We start from the raw sequence: 14,757 nt of genomic DNA on the forward strand, positions 1-14,757 counted from the left end.
AAATAAGGCTACTATTGTAGTTTTTGATGTGTTTTCCACCATAAGTCTGGCATTTCGCCTGACACGGCTAATTGGTAATCCTCATATCGACAAGGAACTAGATAAAAGCGTTCATTGACTGATTTTGAACCAAAATATGGGACCTGCATCCACCAACGATCTGACTTTTTACTTTTAACAAAGACCAACTCATAGTCTTCGGCCTCTAAAGTCGTACGATAGATCATGTAATTTGATTTAGGATACATTGGAGCATCCTTTTTACGACCATAGTAACCATCGACAAAACACCAAATCATTTGGGAAATCAACATTGCTGTTTGTCCCATTGGATCGAAGCTTGGATTGTATTCGTAAAAACCTACCGAAGAACATTTATCCGACATACCTGCATATCGTGCTAACTGGCAAGCTTCATCACCATATAGTCCATTTGGACCCGCGTTCGCATTTCCACCTGCCTCAGACGCACGGATAGCACTAATATCGAAGCTAACCATATCCGCAGATCTTATGATGGGTTCCGCTTGATCCAATTTACCTGAAAAAGCCCCTAAGCGCAAAGCGCTAAAAAACAGCTTATCATACATATTGATCGATTCTTTGCTCACCAAATATGTCTGATAGCCAATATTGCTTAGGTTAAAAAGATAATCTGGTTGGTGTAGAATGATATGATTCAGAAAAGTATTTGAATTTAGACTGGTATTTTCACTATAGTCCTGATCTAAATCGAATTTTGAATCAATGATAGCGACTTCAACCCGCTGCTCTAGATTTTCGTAGGCAGTATATTGTGCATAAGTCAAATCATGCCCTCCTCCAATAAGGATCGGTAGGATATCATGTTTGATTAATTCCTCTAAGACTAATTTAACCGCAACGTAAGTATCCTTTATTGTTGCACCTGCTCTGATGTTTCCTAAATCAACAACCTTAACCGGGTAATCGCCTTGATAAAGTTCATATAAATGGCGTCGAACTTGATTTGCTCCTTTAGCAGCCCCCTTGTTATTCACTGCAGCACGATCTTCCTCTATTCCGATGATGGCCATATTAGGCTTTTCATCGGCATCAAAGAGCTCAGGAAAACTATCGATATATTTTTCGATGGTCTTACCAAACTGAGAATTATAGTAAGTCGTTTCTTCACCTAGATCAGCTAGGGAGATGGGGCTTAGAAAGTCTGCTAATGTCATATATTGCGCTATTGCTGAAAGTATTTGTTTCTACTTCCTTGGATTTTAACAAAGATGCATTTAATAAATAAAAATTACTATGATGAATTTATCAACAAAAAGTTAGGAAGTCTGTTCTTTAAAGAGAATTCCCGGATAAAATAATTACTCGAAAGTCAGAGGTACGTCCCAAAAGGACTTGCATAGGACTATTCAATAGATTATCTTTGAGTTCAGTAATTTTCAACAATAAGTTAGGCGTGATTTTAGTTACAGGTGGCACAGGATTTTTAGGTTCAACAGTTTTAAAACACCTTATTGACGGCGGTGAGAGTATTATAGCATTAAAACGTGCTACTTCAATTATTCCCGACCACTTAAAGTCCTCTTCTTTAATACAATGGGTAGATGCAGATATTACTGATTATTTTGCGCTGGAAGATATATTCCCTACTATCCAACAGGTATACCACTGTGCCGCGAAAATCTCTAATCATAAGGAAGACGCACAGGAAATGTTTCAAACAAACATTGAAGGCACTAAACACATCGTCAATCTATCCTTGCTATATCAAGTTCGTTTAGTTCATGTAAGTTCGATCGCTGCCTTAGGCACGAATAAACTCGGACTACCCGTTAAAGAAACTGACAAATGGGAATACAACCGAAAAACTTCTAACTATACCCAGGCGAAATACGACAGCGAAATGGAAGTATGGCGTGGTATTGTTGAAGGGTTAAATGCTGTTATCGTCAATCCTTCAATCATTATGGGAGTTGGTCCTGGAGAAAATGGCTCAAGAAGTATCTTTGAAGTTGTAAAAAAAGGTAACAAGATTTATCCATTAGGATCTGTTGGTGTTGTAGACGTCGATGATGTCGCACAAATAATGATCAAGTTGATGAACAGCAATATCTCTGGTGAACGTTTCATCCTTAATTCCGAAAACATAAGTAATCAAGCATTACTTACCAAAATAAGCGATTACATGCAGAAGCCTCGGCCGAGTATTGCTGCTAGTCGTATGCTTCTTTCGATGGCCTGGCGACTTTCGAAACTAGCATCTTATATAAATGGTAAGCGACCGACCTTAACCAAGGATGCGGCAAGAGCAGCCAATAAAAAGCTTGAATATGACAACTCTAAGATTACTAAGACGCTAGGTATTACATTCAAACCTTTGGATACGACCTTGAAAGAAGTAATCGACACCTATTACTCGAAAACAATCTAAACAACAACAAAAACCGTGAAAAATTACTACATCATTGACTTCGACAGCACATTTACGCAAGTTGAAGCTCTAGACGAATTAGCACGAATTTCATTAGAAAACAATCCCAATAGGGAGGCTATCTACGAGGAAATAGAACGTTTTACCAACCTAGCTATGGAAGGTAAGATTTCATTTCGTGAGAGTCTTGCAGGGCGTGTAAAATTATTGGAAGCAAATCGCGATCACCTAGCTAAATTAATTGTGCATTTGAAGAAGAAGGTTTCCAAATCCTTCAGCCGTAACAAGGAGTTCTTCAAGGACAATTCAGATACTGCTTGGATTGTATCCGGTGGATTTAAAGAGTTTATTACGCCAGTAGTAATGCCTTATCATATTAAAAAGGAAAACATCTATGCCAATACTTTCAAATTTGATGAAGAAGGGAATATTGTCGGTTATGACGAACACAATCCACTTTCCGATGAAGGGGGTAAGGTTAAGCTCTTAAAACAATTAGAAATTCAGGGCCGCATATTCGGTATAGGTGACGGTTACTCTGACTTCCAATTGAAAGAATCCGGATTGATTGAAAAATTCTATGCATTCACTGAAAATATAGCAAGACAGTCTGTTACTGATAAGGCAGATCATATTGCACCTAGTTTTGATGAATTTTTATACGTAAATGACCTACCAAGAGCTATCTCTTACCCTAAGAATCGCATATTATGTCTTATTGTAGGTGATGTTCCTGAAATTGCTGCTCATATCTTAAAAAGAGATGGATTCTCAATCCGTGTAAAGGAAACGTTTGAAGAGAAATATACAAAAGATGTCGGAATGATCTTATTAGGTTCAGATATCAGTATTTCTGACGATCAATTGGCAAGGGCAGATAAGCTGAAAACCATTGGTTTTTTAGGCGATGTTAAAGGACATGTTTCAAAAACAATCTGTAATGAAAAAGGGATTGTTGTATTCGATGATAAGAAATTGAAGAAAAGGAACTCTGAATTTATACCACGTCGTATGGCAGATTTCATTAATAATGGAGATACAGATCAAAGCCGTAACTTCCCTAATATGTTATTACCAAAGCTTACGCGTGCGCATCGCTTACTGCATATTCACAAGAACGTTCCAGGAATCATGGCACAAATAAACAATGTGTATGCAGAGAATAACATTAATATATTCTCACAGTTCTTAATGACACGTGGTGATATCGGTTATGCAGTTACCGACATTGATGCCGCATATGACAAAAAGATTCTGAAGCAGTTGAAGCAAATTGAAAATACGATAAAATTTAGAATACTTTACAAGTAAAAAATAAAGGGGCTTTCCAATCGGATAGCCCCTCTTTTTTAACCATTTCTAGTTAAGGTTATATGAATGAATCTTCCTTCTATGATTCTCGAACTTTAAGAAAGAACGTGTCTAAAAAGCTAGTGTTAATCTTTTGACCAATAATCTATATCATTAGCCAGTTATATGCTTGATTAAGCATTACAGGGAGTAAATAACGAAATTGAGTTAATCATAGCTTCTTAGACAACGTAATTTCCATTATGTTAGAGATCTACGATCTGTTACTCCATCAACTTTTCAATGCAAGCATTTAAGTTACCTTACGTTAATAAAACGTGCAATGCAGGGCTAAATTATTTAGATAGAGATCCAATTTGCAATTTGTGGACTATATTAGCCTAGTAAATAAAATGTTTTACCTGGAGTAAACAGCAAATCGATCGGTACATCCCATTCGTTTACATCCTCAATAATTTCCACAGGTTCAAAATATGCGATCCCTAATTTGATAACTTCCGCTTTACAGGTTGCCAGAAAACGATCGTAAAAACCTTTCCCATAGCCCACACGGTTACCCTTAATGTCAACCAACAACAACGGAGTCAACACGGCATCAATTTCCTTAGCCTCGATTTCTTTTGCTCCGCTAGGCTCTGGAATACCCCAGTCATTAACCAAAAGCACAGTGTCCGGTTCAAGTTGATAATGTCGAAGCTCATTGGTTTGAAAGTTGGATATGGAAGTTACCAAATTGATTTCTGGATATTGCTTCCAAATCCACTTAATAAACGGCCATGTATTGTATTCTTTAAATTTTTCGATAGCTAGATACAGATGTAGATAGCGAATACTTGTCCAATCGTATTGCTGCAGTTGTTCCAAAAGTTGATGATCCATTAAGGTCAATTCATCTTTTGTTAAGGAATTACGTTTCGCTTTATAGATCTCTCTTAATTCTTGCTTCTTCATCATTATCAAAAAAAACGGCCTTGAAGCTGGAGAGCTAACAAGACCGAATAATCAACCTAAACCTAAATATTATTTTACACGTTCGATGTAATCTCCGGTACGTGTGTCAACTTTAACTTTATCACCTTGATTAATAAACAAAGGCACATTGATTTCAACCCCTGTCTCCACAGTTGCTTTTTTCAAGGCATTTGTTGATGTATCACCTTTCACCGCTGGCTCTGTGTAAGTAATCTCTAATTCCACGTTTTGAGGAGCTTGCGCCATAATAGGCTCATCACTTTCAAAAGCAACAATTACATTCATACCTTCTTTTAAGAAACGAGCAGTACCACCAAATAGCAATTTAGGAATATTGAATTGTTCGTAGGTCTCATTATCCATCACCACGAAAAAGTCTGCATCATCATATAAATATTGGTAGTCATTAGTCTCTACACGTGCAATTTCAACCTCTTCATCGGTTCTAAATCTGTATTCCACTAATTTACCGGTCTTCACATTACGCATCCTAGCTTGGTAGAATGCACGTAAGTTTCCTGGTGTACGGTGGATAAACTCCTCTACCGTTACTAATTCACCATTAAAACGAAGGACGTTCCCATTCTTTACGTCTGAAGCTTTTGCCATAGTCTATATAAATTATTGGTCACAAAAATATAAAAAGTAACCCAAATTGTCTATTTAAAATCCATTATTTCAAGATATGCGTTGCAAAATGCATACTCATGTTCTTGATTGGATCCAATGATTAACAGGCGATCTTTTGAAGTAGCTTCAACAAGATCTAAATACCAACGTTCACCTTCCTTGTCCAAATTACTTGTAGGCTCATCGAGAAAAAGAATCTGACTATTCGCACAACAAGCTAAAACCAATTTAACACGCTGTTTCATCCCCGAAGAAAAATGACGAATTTCCTTTTGGAAAACCTGTGAACCAAAGCCCAAACGTTCTTTGACAAGCTCCATGTTAAATCCTTCCAAATAAGGTTTAAATTTAAAGTGAAAATCAATCAGCTCAAGCAGAGTAAACTCTTCTATCATTTCGACATAAGGAGCCGCAATACCGGTATGTTGGTAAATATCTTCTACATCAATTGGAGAATTCACTGAATGATAGGCCAACGTCCCTTCGCTCGGGGTTAAAGATCCAGATAATACTTTTAATAAAGTAGATTTACCCGATCCATTAGGACCTAAAATAGCATAACGATTTCCAAAAGAAAAGGTATAATCGACATGCCTAAAAATCCATTCTCGATTATACCTTCTACCAATATCTTGTAGAGTTATTTTCAAATAATCACAATATAAATTAAATGCCTGATCGACCTTGTCCAAAGCCCTTCACAACACCACGGTTGGATGCTCTAACAAAACCTAAAATTTCATCTCTTAATTCCGTTGCCTCGAATTCAGCTTCAACGATATCTAAGGCTTTACCTAAGTTACTATGTTGAACAAACAACACGCGGTAAATGTTTTGAATTTCATTGATTTGCTCATTGCTGTAGCCTCTTCTTCTCAAACCAACAGAATTGATTCCTGCGTAAGATATTGGCTCACGCGCAGCTTTAATATACGGAGGAACATCCTTCCGAACGAGCGTACCACCCGTCACAAAAGCATGTGAACCGATCTTACAAAACTGGTGTACCGCAACCATACCTGCTAATACCACATAGTCTCCTACAGTGATATGTCCGGCAAGTGTACTTGAATTTGAAAAAATACAATTGTCGCCGATAAAACAGTCATGTGCGATGTGGCTGTAAGCCTGAATCAAACAGTTCTTTCCGATTACCGTTTTAAAACGATCTTTCGTTCCTCTATTGATTGTAACACACTCGCGAATGGTCGTATTATCACCAATTTCCGCTGTGGTAACTTCACCTTCAAATTTTAAATCTTGAGGTTCACCAGAAATAACCGCCCCTGGGAATATTCTACAATTCTTGCCGATGCGTGCACCATTCATGATGGTCACGTTCGAGCCAATCCAAGATCCCTCGCCGATTACCACATCTTTGTGGATCGTGCTGAAAGGTTCAATGACAACATTCTGTGCTATTTTCGCCTCAGGATGTATATATGATAAGGGTTGAATCATTACTTTATTATTATCCTTTTACCTTCACGATTTGAGCCATTAATTCAGCCTCACTCACCACTTTGTCGCCAACCATTCCAACACCTTTCATACGCGCAATACCGCGACGAATGGGCTCTAACAACTCACAAGTGAAGATAACTGTATCACCAGGGACAACTTGATTCTTGAATCTTGCATTTTCAATCTTCAGGAACAAGGTCAACCAGTTTTCCGGATCAGGTACCGTATTTAAAACCAAAATTCCTCCTGTTTGTGCCATTGCTTCAATTTGCAAGACTCCAGGAAATAATGGCGCACCAGGGAAATGCCCCATAAATAAGTCCTCATTCATCGTCACATTCTTTAAACCAACGACGTTCGTTTCAGAAAGCTCTAAAATCTTGTCGATCATTAAGAATGGTTGACGGTGCGGAAGGATATTCATAATCTGAACCGTGTCATATACCGGAGGCGTATTCGGATCATAAACTTTCACGTGTTTTTTGTTCTTCTCGCGCTTCATCTGTGCCTTAATACGTTTTGCAAATGCCACATTTGCAGCGTGTCCAGGACGAGCCGCCATAATATGTCCTTTAATCGGCTTGCCAACTAGGGCTAAATCACCAATCATATCTAACAATTTATGACGAGCAGGCTCATTTTGATGACGAAGAGAAATATTATTTAAGATACCTTCTTGAGCAACCTCCACGCGTTTATGGAACAACACCTGTAGTTTCTCTAATTCGCTATCTTCAATTTCCTTATCAACAATGACAATGGCATTTGACAAATCACCACCTTTAATTAGGTTTTGACTAACTAAAGCTTCTAGTTCATGTAAGAAACAGAATGTACGAGATGAAGCAATTTCTTTACTAAACTCATCAATATTAGTAATCGAAGCATGTTGGCTTCCCAATACTGGCGAGTTAAAATCAATCATACAAGTGATACGGTATCCATCAACAGGCATTGCGACGATTTCTACTTTATTCTCGGCGTCGTTGTAATGAATATTATCGGTTACTTCAAAATAATCACGATCAGCGTCTTGATCTTGAAAACCAACCTCTTGTATTTTATCAATAAAGATCGCTGAGCTACCATCTAAAATTGGTACTTCAGGACCATCAATTTCAATCAATACGTTATCCAACTGCAAACCAACTAGAGCGGCCATTAAGTGCTCTATTGTACTTACAGATGCTCCATTTTGCGAAATGGTTGTTCCCCTAGCTGTGTTTGTTACATTATCTGCATCGACATTCACAACAGGCTGACCATCTAAATCCACACGTTTAAATTTATACCAGTGATTTTCCGGAGCAGGCTTCAATGTAAGTTGCACTTGCTTTCCCGTGTGCAACCCAACACCTGAAAATTCAACATCGGATTTAATGGTTCTTTGTTTAACGTTCATATCTATCATTATAGTTTTGCGTAATTCGGGTAAAGTTAGGGATTATTTTTATCTTTTAATTGCTTCTCGAGTTGCGCTAATCGACGTTCTAGCTCCGGTAATTTGGAATACAGGACTTGCGAACGCAATTCATTATTATATGGAAATGCAGGACTTCCACCCCACTTTTTATTCTCTTCTACGATTGATCGGTTAATCCCAGATTGCGCTTGTACTTGCGTACCTTTTGCAATGCTAATATGACCAACTACACCAACCTGTCCTCCCAGTATAACGTGTTCTCCAATCTTAGTGCTACCTGAAACTCCAGTTTGTGCAGCTATTACTGTATTTTGCCCAATTTCCACGTTATGAGCAATTTGAATTAAGTTATCTAGCTTGACACCATTACGAATGACAGTCGATCCCATCGTTGCACGATCGACAACTGTATTGGCACCAACCTCCACTAAATCTTCAATTATTACATTCCCGATTTGAGGAATCTTGTCATAAGTACCATCTTCTTTCGGAGCAAAACCAAAGCCATCGCTTCCAATCACCGCACCTGAATGAATGATAACAGACTTCCCAATAACACAATCTTCGTATACTTTAGCTCCAGGAAAAAGGATAGATCCATCGCCTATTTGTACATTATCGCCAATATAAACTTGTGGATAAATTTTCACCCTATCCCCTAATTTGACATTCTTCCCGATATAGGCAAAAGCACCAATATAAGGAGATTCGCCGATCTGAGCACTTTCATGGATATGTACACATTCGTCAATACCCTTACGCTCATTGCGGAGTTCACTATATAATTTAAGCAATTCGGTAAAAGCAGAGTATGCGTTCTTAACACGAATTAAAGTTGATTTTACGGGCTTTTGTAAGACTAAATCCTCGTTGATGACAATAATACCAGCTTCGATTTCATAGATGAAATGCTCGTATTTAGGATTTGCCAAAAAGGTTAGGCTCGAGGAGTTGGACTCCTCAATTTTGGAAAGTGTATCTACCAATACGGCAGGATTCCCTTCCACTGTTCCCTTCAATAATGTTGCTATCTGTTCAGCGGTAAATTGCATTGGGTAATTATGTGTTATTTTTTTAACAATCTTCGAGCATCTCTATATTTACATACCCTATTTCTTTAGGATAAGTCACAGCATATTTCTCTACGCGTTTCGCCAACGCCTCTATGTTAGATAAATCAGATGCCTCGGCTATATCACATAGGCGACCATCCTTCTCTAACACTCGAATACTGTTTACTAAACTGTCGTAAGCACTATTTACAACAACCTGTTCATATAAAAAATAGCCTAAATCTTTCTCTTCTATATCAAACTTGTCTAGAATCCGTTCCTTTATTTCCTCCAAAAATTGCGGCGGAAACGCTGTTTTGCTCATCTCTGTCCTAAACAATTCGCGATGAATAATTTTTGAACATAAAAAGCTTAGAATCGGATCTTCATGGTCTGCCCAAATCTTAATTGCCGACATAATATCGGTGTCATCTAGACGGGTAAACCAAGTCAAATGCGACTCATTCTCAAGAAAGGTATCCCTGTTGATTTGATTCTTCAGGAAATGAGCTAATGCGGGTGTTGCAAACAAGCTAAACCCCTTATTACTTAACTCTTTTGCTCGGGCCAATGCTTTGATCATCATCTGTTCGGCACTAATAACCGTTTTATGCAGATAAACTTGCCAATACATTAACCTACGTGCAATCAAAAACTTCTCTACTGAGTAGATTCCTTTACTCTCTACAACCAATTCATTGTCCTTTACGTTCAACATCTTGATTATCCGATCGAAAGAAATCACCCCCTCTGATACACCAGTAAAAAAGCTATCCCTATTTAAATAATCCATCCGATCAGTATCAAGTTGCCCAGAAACCAATTGATGTAAAAATTTGCGATGATACTTATTATTAAATATGGTAATAGCCAAGTCTAAACGGCCATCAAATTCCTTATTTAATTTATCCATTAATAGAGCCGAGATGATTTCATGTGAAACTCCTTCGACTAAGGTATGCTCCAATGAATGCGAAAAAGGACCATGTCCGACATCATGGAGCAAAATAGCGGCTAAAACCGCTTCCTCTTCTTCAACAGAGATCGCTACATCTTTGCCACGAAGCGTTTCTATTGCAAGACCCATCAAATGCATCGCGCCAATGACATGCTGAAAACGTGTATGCAATGCCCCTGGATATACTAAATGTGTCATGCTTACCTGCTTTATATAGCGTAAGCGCTGTAGAAACGGGTGTTGTATGATGTCGTAAATGAATCCCGACGGAATTGTTACAAATCCGTACACCGGGTCATTTATTATTTTCTTCTTATTCAAGTGACTAATAACTAGATCTTTAAAGCACCTAGAATTTACAATATACCATATACTACTAGGCTAAGATACGTGCAAAGATACATAGATGGTACTTAATTAATGTTAAAAAAAACGCAAAAAAGACAGTTTTAAGACCTTTTCCACCATTATCCTTTAAATATAATTCTTAAAATTTATTTTCGAGTCTAGCCTGAGTAGATAAATGCCCAAAAAAAATGAAAATGCAACCGATTGATTTAACCTAGATTTTAAATCCAACTACCTATATTTCCATGGAATTAAACTACTAATTAATTTCTGCCAACAATTTTCTGTTTTTTCTTGAACTTCCTTCCGAATCAAGAAGTTAATTTCCTCGCTTAATGTTAAGCAAAGTTAATATTCGCTTATTCGATAAAAAAAAGGCGTAAATTAGCGATAATAATCAGGAAACTTCCATGCAAAAAACACATATACTTTGGGCTGATGATGAAATCGAGTTCTTGAAACCTCATATTTTATTATTAGAACAGAAAGACTATAAAGTTAAAACGGTAAACAACGGATCTGACGCGGTCGAAGCCTTCAAAAATGAGCCTTTTGATTTAGTATTCTTGGATGAAAACATGCCTGGTCTAACTGGTCTTGAGACATTGAACATCTTAAAATCTATTAATCCTTCGATTCCAACAGTTTTAGTGACTAAAAACGAAGAAGAACATTTAATGGAAGATGCTATTGGCGCCAAGATTGATGATTACTTGATTAAACCGGTCAATCCTAAGCAGATTCTGCTCACAATAAAAAAATTCACTGAAAACAGACGTTTGGTTAGCGAACGAACTTCCATGGCCTACCAGCAGGATTTTCGACAACTAGGTATGCGAATGAACGATGACCTCGACCATAATGAGTGGGTCGAAGCATACAAAAAGCTATTATACTGGGAGCTATCATTGGAGAAACTCGAAGATGCAGGCATGCACGAAATATTGACCATGCAAAAATCCGATGCGAATCTACTATTCTCAAAATTTATTGAGAAAAACTACCTCAATTGGATGAAGAACCCAGATAACGGCCCGACTTTATCTCATCAACTGTTTAAAAAGAAGGTATTCCCAAAAATGGAAGCAGAAAAACCGACCTTCTTTTTCCTGATTGACAATTTAAGGTACGATCAGTGGAAGGTCATCAATGAAGTCATTTCTGATTATTACCGCGTCGAAGAGGAAGATAGTTATTATAGCATTCTCCCGACTGCAACGCAATATGCGCGAAACGCCATCTTCTCAGGTTTAACGCCATTGGAAATGGAAAAAAGATTCCCCAAAGAATGGCAAAATGACGACGACGAGGGCGGAAAAAACCTCTATGAGGATGTTTTCCTAGCCGATCAAGTTAAGCGGATTTACCGCCGTGATATAAAACATAGCTATACTAAGGTCATCACACTCGAGCAAGGACGAGAAGTTTTAGAAAACATTAACAAGCATATGCAAATTGATTTAAACGTATTCGTTTACAATTTTGTTGATATGCTGTCGCATGCGCGAACAGATATGGCTATGATTCGAGAGCTGGCGAATGATGAAGCCGCTTATCGATCATTGACCTTATCTTGGTTTGAGCATTCACCTCTGCTAGAAGTACTAAAATGGTTGTCTCAAAAAAATGTACGTGTGATTATTACGACAGACCATGGTACGATACGCGTACGCAAACCAAGCAAGATTATTGGCGACCGAAATACCAATAGTAATTTACGCTACAAACAAGGTAAAAACCTCAATTTTATAGACAAGGATGTCTTTATGATTAAGAATCCGCTCGATGCGCAACTTCCACGCATAAATGTGAGTTCAACATTTGTATTCGCCAAAGAGGACACCTACTTTGTGTACCCAAATAATTATAATCATTTCGTTAATTACTTTGGCGGAACCTTTCAACATGGGGGAATTTCACTTGAAGAAATGATTATTCCATTTATTACGTATTCGCCAAAAGCTTTTTAGCGCTACAGCGGTTTAATCCAAAAATTTATAAATGCATTTTTTGAATTAACTTCAAGAATTGAGATTTTCACTAAAGTGATTCCATCTTTATTCTTGAAGTGTTCGGAAAGCCTTCCAATGATTTTCTCTTTTCAATCATCCTAAAGATACTTTCCCCTATCACAAAGCAAAAAAAGCCGATATAGAAAAACAATTTCTCGTTTTTCTTTTAACAAACCAATCTACAATCGTACAGCTTGGATGATGTCTTTCTTAATCTACTTCCCTTTCACCTCCCTTTCAAACCCAATTCAAACCCCTTTCTTAACCAATCGTATTCGGACATGCAAAGCAATTGATTCGGAATTGGTTCGGTTCGCCGCACTACCATTTGTAAGAAAATACTAAGCGTTATTTATTAATATTTCTCTAATTTTGGACATGGAATATTTGGTAAACTCGACAGATGATCTATCTGCAGCCGCTCAATGGCTGTTGAATCAAAAACCTAACTCGAAAATCTTTCTCTTTCATGGCCAAATGGGTGCTGGAAAAACAACATTCATTAAAGCAATTTGCGAACAGTTGAATGTAGAAGACAGTACATCAAGTCCCACTTTTTCCATTGTAAATGAATATCAATCGACCAACGGAAAGATTTATCACTTCGATTTCTATCGATTAAAGGATGAACAAGAGGCCTATGATTTAGGCTACGAGGAATATTTTTACTCGGATGCCTACTGCTTTATCGAGTGGCCAGAAAAAATTCCAAGCATAATTCCTTTAGATGCGATTAATGTTGAAATTGAAGTCATTGATAGTCAGAGCCGAAACATAAAAATCAAATAATTTTCTTTCCTGCTGCAACCCTTTCCGCGCCATTGGCGTCTTTATAATAAACCGAACATCAATTGGAGCCAGAGAAAATTATACATATTTGGGATCGCTGTAAAAACAACGATCGTAAAGCACAGGCTGAACTGTATCAGCTCTTCGCGCCAAAAATGTATGCTATCTGTCTACGATATGCTCGAGATACTTTTGAAGCTGAGGACATGCTTCAACAAGGTTTTATTAAGGTGTTCACAAAAAGTGCACTTTTTGATGGCACAGGCGTTCTTGAAGGGTGGATTCGTAGAATCATGGTGAATACTGCAATTGAAAGCTATAGAAAGAATAAATTAAGTTTTATTTCTACCGATCAGGTTTCAACGACAGAGCTAGCTGGACATGCGAGCCTCCAACTCAACAATTTGGATTATAAAGACCTATTGAGGTTGATTAAAGATTTGCCTTTAGGCTATAAAACGGTCTTTAATCTCTATGCAATAGAAGGATATAATCACCGAGAAATTGCGGAATTGCTTCAGATATCGGAAGGAAATTCAAAGTCTCAATTGTCGAGAGCGAGGCAGTGGCTTCGAGAACGCATATTAAAAATGGAGGAACTAGGCATATGAAAGATCAAGAATTAGATGACTTGTTTGCCAAGCGCTTAAGTAATTTTGAGGCTGACCCCCCTGCTGAACTATGGGATAAAATTGCTTTAGAACTACCTGACGAAGGAATCAATAAAAAGAAACCCATCGTTTTATGGCGCTATTTTGCGGCCGCAGCTGCACTACTCATGTTTTTCGGTATTGGTTTATCGATGTTTTTATCTCGAGAGACAAGTAAACCAACGAAAGACAACATTAGAACAGAGGTGGTACAGGAGACAAACATCCCGCAAACAAAAACTGAGGCCGACGCGCCTAAAGAGGAAGCACTTGAAAGCATCGTTGTTTCACAAGAAACATTGAAAAATGTGCCTGTTGCCAAATCACAGAAGCGTTTAGCAAGCGTAGATAGGAATAATAGGCTAGGTAAAACCTCCGCAGAAAAGAAAGAAATAGTCGAAAAGCCAAGCATGACACATCAAGTTCAACCCATCAAGGCTATGGAAAACCTAGTTCAAGTAATTGAAATTAAACCAATCGAAACTGAACTTCAGTTGAGCCATCGTGAAGTAGAGCCTATTCAACCTCTTGTGAATATTATTGAAAATGAAGAGATCATGTATGCTCATAAAGTCGATGAACCAAAAAAACAAAAACAAAGTATTATAACAAAAGTATTGAATGGTATTGCTGACAATATTAATATCGGCAACAAAGACGTATCCTTCAGCAACGACGATGAAGGAAATTTACGAATTGATTTAACAAAGAGTTTAGCACGAAATAGAAGATAAC

The 14,757-nt window shown here is 37.7% G+C and carries 14 protein-coding genes; 6 read left to right on the forward strand and 8 right to left on the reverse strand.

Translation table 11 applies throughout. The features are described 5' to 3' along the window. Positions 1-11 precede the first annotated feature (11 nt). Complete coding sequence (locus tag GFH32_RS16135) at positions 12-1,199, reverse strand: formimidoylglutamase (RefSeq protein ID WP_153512573.1); 1,188 nt, start codon at positions 1,197-1,199, stop codon at positions 12-14. Between the two features lie 206 nt (positions 1,200-1,405). Here GFH32_RS16135 and GFH32_RS16140 point away from each other — a divergent pair, with 206 nt between their 5' ends. Both GFH32_RS16140 and GFH32_RS16145 read left to right on the forward strand, forming a co-directional pair. After that, on the forward strand, positions 1,406-2,413 hold the full coding sequence (locus tag GFH32_RS16140) for an NAD-dependent epimerase/dehydratase family protein (RefSeq protein WP_202111229.1): 1,008 nt from the start codon (positions 1,406-1,408) through the stop codon (positions 2,411-2,413). 15 nt (positions 2,414-2,428) lie between these two features. Next, complete coding sequence (locus GFH32_RS16145; RefSeq protein ID WP_153512574.1) at positions 2,429-3,724, forward strand: HAD-IB family phosphatase; 1,296 nt, start codon at positions 2,429-2,431, stop codon at positions 3,722-3,724. A gap of 375 nt (positions 3,725-4,099) precedes the next feature. Here GFH32_RS16145 and GFH32_RS16150 read toward each other — a convergent pair whose 3' ends face one another. The 7 genes from GFH32_RS16150 to GFH32_RS16180 all read right to left on the reverse strand — a co-directional run bounded on the left by GFH32_RS16150 (position 4,100) and on the right by GFH32_RS16180 (position 10,544). Beyond that, positions 4,100-4,678: a 5-formyltetrahydrofolate cyclo-ligase gene (locus tag GFH32_RS16150; protein WP_153512575.1), complete on the reverse strand. Its 579-nt coding sequence runs from the start codon at positions 4,676-4,678 to the stop codon at positions 4,100-4,102. A gap of 66 nt (positions 4,679-4,744) precedes the next feature. Further along, positions 4,745-5,305, reverse strand: a complete 561-nt coding sequence (gene efp, locus GFH32_RS16155; RefSeq protein WP_153512576.1) for an elongation factor P — start codon at positions 5,303-5,305, stop codon at positions 4,745-4,747. A gap of 50 nt (positions 5,306-5,355) precedes the next feature. Then, on the reverse strand, positions 5,356-6,018 hold the full coding sequence (locus GFH32_RS16160) for an ABC transporter ATP-binding protein (protein WP_317162865.1): 663 nt from the start codon (positions 6,016-6,018) through the stop codon (positions 5,356-5,358). Then, positions 5,993-6,787 carry an acyl-ACP--UDP-N-acetylglucosamine O-acyltransferase gene (gene lpxA / locus GFH32_RS16165; RefSeq protein WP_153512578.1) on the reverse strand — a complete coding sequence of 265 codons (795 nt, stop codon included), beginning with the start codon at positions 6,785-6,787 and terminating at the stop codon, positions 5,993-5,995. Before lpxA ends, GFH32_RS16160 begins: the two co-directional genes overlap by 26 nt. 10 nt (positions 6,788-6,797) lie before the next feature. Continuing rightward, a complete protein-coding gene (locus GFH32_RS16170; RefSeq protein ID WP_194285646.1) occupies positions 6,798-8,192 on the reverse strand; it encodes a bifunctional UDP-3-O-[3-hydroxymyristoyl] N-acetylglucosamine deacetylase/3-hydroxyacyl-ACP dehydratase in 1,395 nt (464 codons plus the stop codon). 35 nt (positions 8,193-8,227) lie between these two features. Further along, a complete protein-coding gene (lpxD, locus tag GFH32_RS16175; RefSeq protein ID WP_153512580.1) occupies positions 8,228-9,265 on the reverse strand; it encodes a UDP-3-O-(3-hydroxymyristoyl)glucosamine N-acyltransferase in 1,038 nt (345 codons plus the stop codon). Positions 9,266-9,287: 22 nt separating this feature from the next. Continuing rightward, on the reverse strand, positions 9,288-10,544 hold the full coding sequence (locus GFH32_RS16180) for an HD domain-containing protein (RefSeq protein ID WP_153512581.1): 1,257 nt from the start codon (positions 10,542-10,544) through the stop codon (positions 9,288-9,290). A gap of 437 nt (positions 10,545-10,981) precedes the next feature. On the opposite strand from GFH32_RS16180, the gene porX reads away from it, so the two are divergent. The 4 genes from porX to GFH32_RS16200 all read left to right on the forward strand — a co-directional run bounded on the left by porX (position 10,982) and on the right by GFH32_RS16200 (position 14,756). Next, positions 10,982-12,541, forward strand: coding sequence for a T9SS response regulator signal transducer PorX (gene porX, locus GFH32_RS16185; protein ID WP_153512582.1), 1,560 nt, complete (start codon positions 10,982-10,984; stop codon positions 12,539-12,541). 420 nt (positions 12,542-12,961) lie between these two features. Next, positions 12,962-13,372: a tRNA (adenosine(37)-N6)-threonylcarbamoyltransferase complex ATPase subunit type 1 TsaE gene (tsaE, locus tag GFH32_RS16190; RefSeq protein ID WP_153512583.1), complete on the forward strand. Its 411-nt coding sequence runs from the start codon at positions 12,962-12,964 to the stop codon at positions 13,370-13,372. A gap of 62 nt (positions 13,373-13,434) precedes the next feature. Beyond that, positions 13,435-13,983 (forward strand): RNA polymerase sigma factor, encoded by a 549-nt coding sequence (locus tag GFH32_RS16195; RefSeq protein WP_153512584.1) that lies wholly within the window; start codon positions 13,435-13,437, stop codon positions 13,981-13,983. Further along, on the forward strand, positions 13,980-14,756 hold the full coding sequence (locus tag GFH32_RS16200; protein ID WP_153512585.1) for a hypothetical protein: 777 nt from the start codon (positions 13,980-13,982) through the stop codon (positions 14,754-14,756). Before GFH32_RS16195 ends, GFH32_RS16200 begins: the two co-directional genes overlap by 4 nt. Position 14,757: the final 1 nt, after the last annotated feature.

The sequence above is a fragment of the Sphingobacteruim zhuxiongii genome, assembly GCF_009557615.1.
GTDB classification, from domain to species: Bacteria; Bacteroidota; Bacteroidia; order Sphingobacteriales; family Sphingobacteriaceae; genus Sphingobacterium; species Sphingobacterium zhuxiongii.

Excerpts from the sequence above, each read along its gene's own strand:
- porX (WP_153512582.1), top strand. The coding sequence starts at position 10,982 with ATGCAAAAAACACATATACTTTGGGCTGATGATGAAATCGAGTTCTTG.
- GFH32_RS16150 (WP_153512575.1), bottom strand. The coding sequence starts at position 4,678 with ATGATGAAGAAGCAAGAATTAAGAGAGATCTATAAAGCGAAACGTAAT.
- lpxA (WP_153512578.1), bottom strand. The coding sequence starts at position 6,787 with ATGATTCAACCCTTATCATATATACATCCTGAGGCGAAAATAGCACAG.
- GFH32_RS16135 (WP_153512573.1), bottom strand. The coding sequence starts at position 1,199 with ATGACATTAGCAGACTTTCTAAGCCCCATCTCCCTAGCTGATCTAGGT.
- GFH32_RS16200 (WP_153512585.1), top strand. The coding sequence starts at position 13,980 with ATGAAAGATCAAGAATTAGATGACTTGTTTGCCAAGCGCTTAAGTAAT.
- lpxD (WP_153512580.1), bottom strand. The coding sequence starts at position 9,265 with ATGCAATTTACCGCTGAACAGATAGCAACATTATTGAAGGGAACAGTG.
- efp (WP_153512576.1), bottom strand. The coding sequence starts at position 5,305 with ATGGCAAAAGCTTCAGACGTAAAGAATGGGAACGTCCTTCGTTTTAAT.
- GFH32_RS16170 (WP_194285646.1), bottom strand. The coding sequence starts at position 8,192 with ATGAACGTTAAACAAAGAACCATTAAATCCGATGTTGAATTTTCAGGT.
- tsaE (WP_153512583.1), top strand. The coding sequence starts at position 12,962 with ATGGAATATTTGGTAAACTCGACAGATGATCTATCTGCAGCCGCTCAA.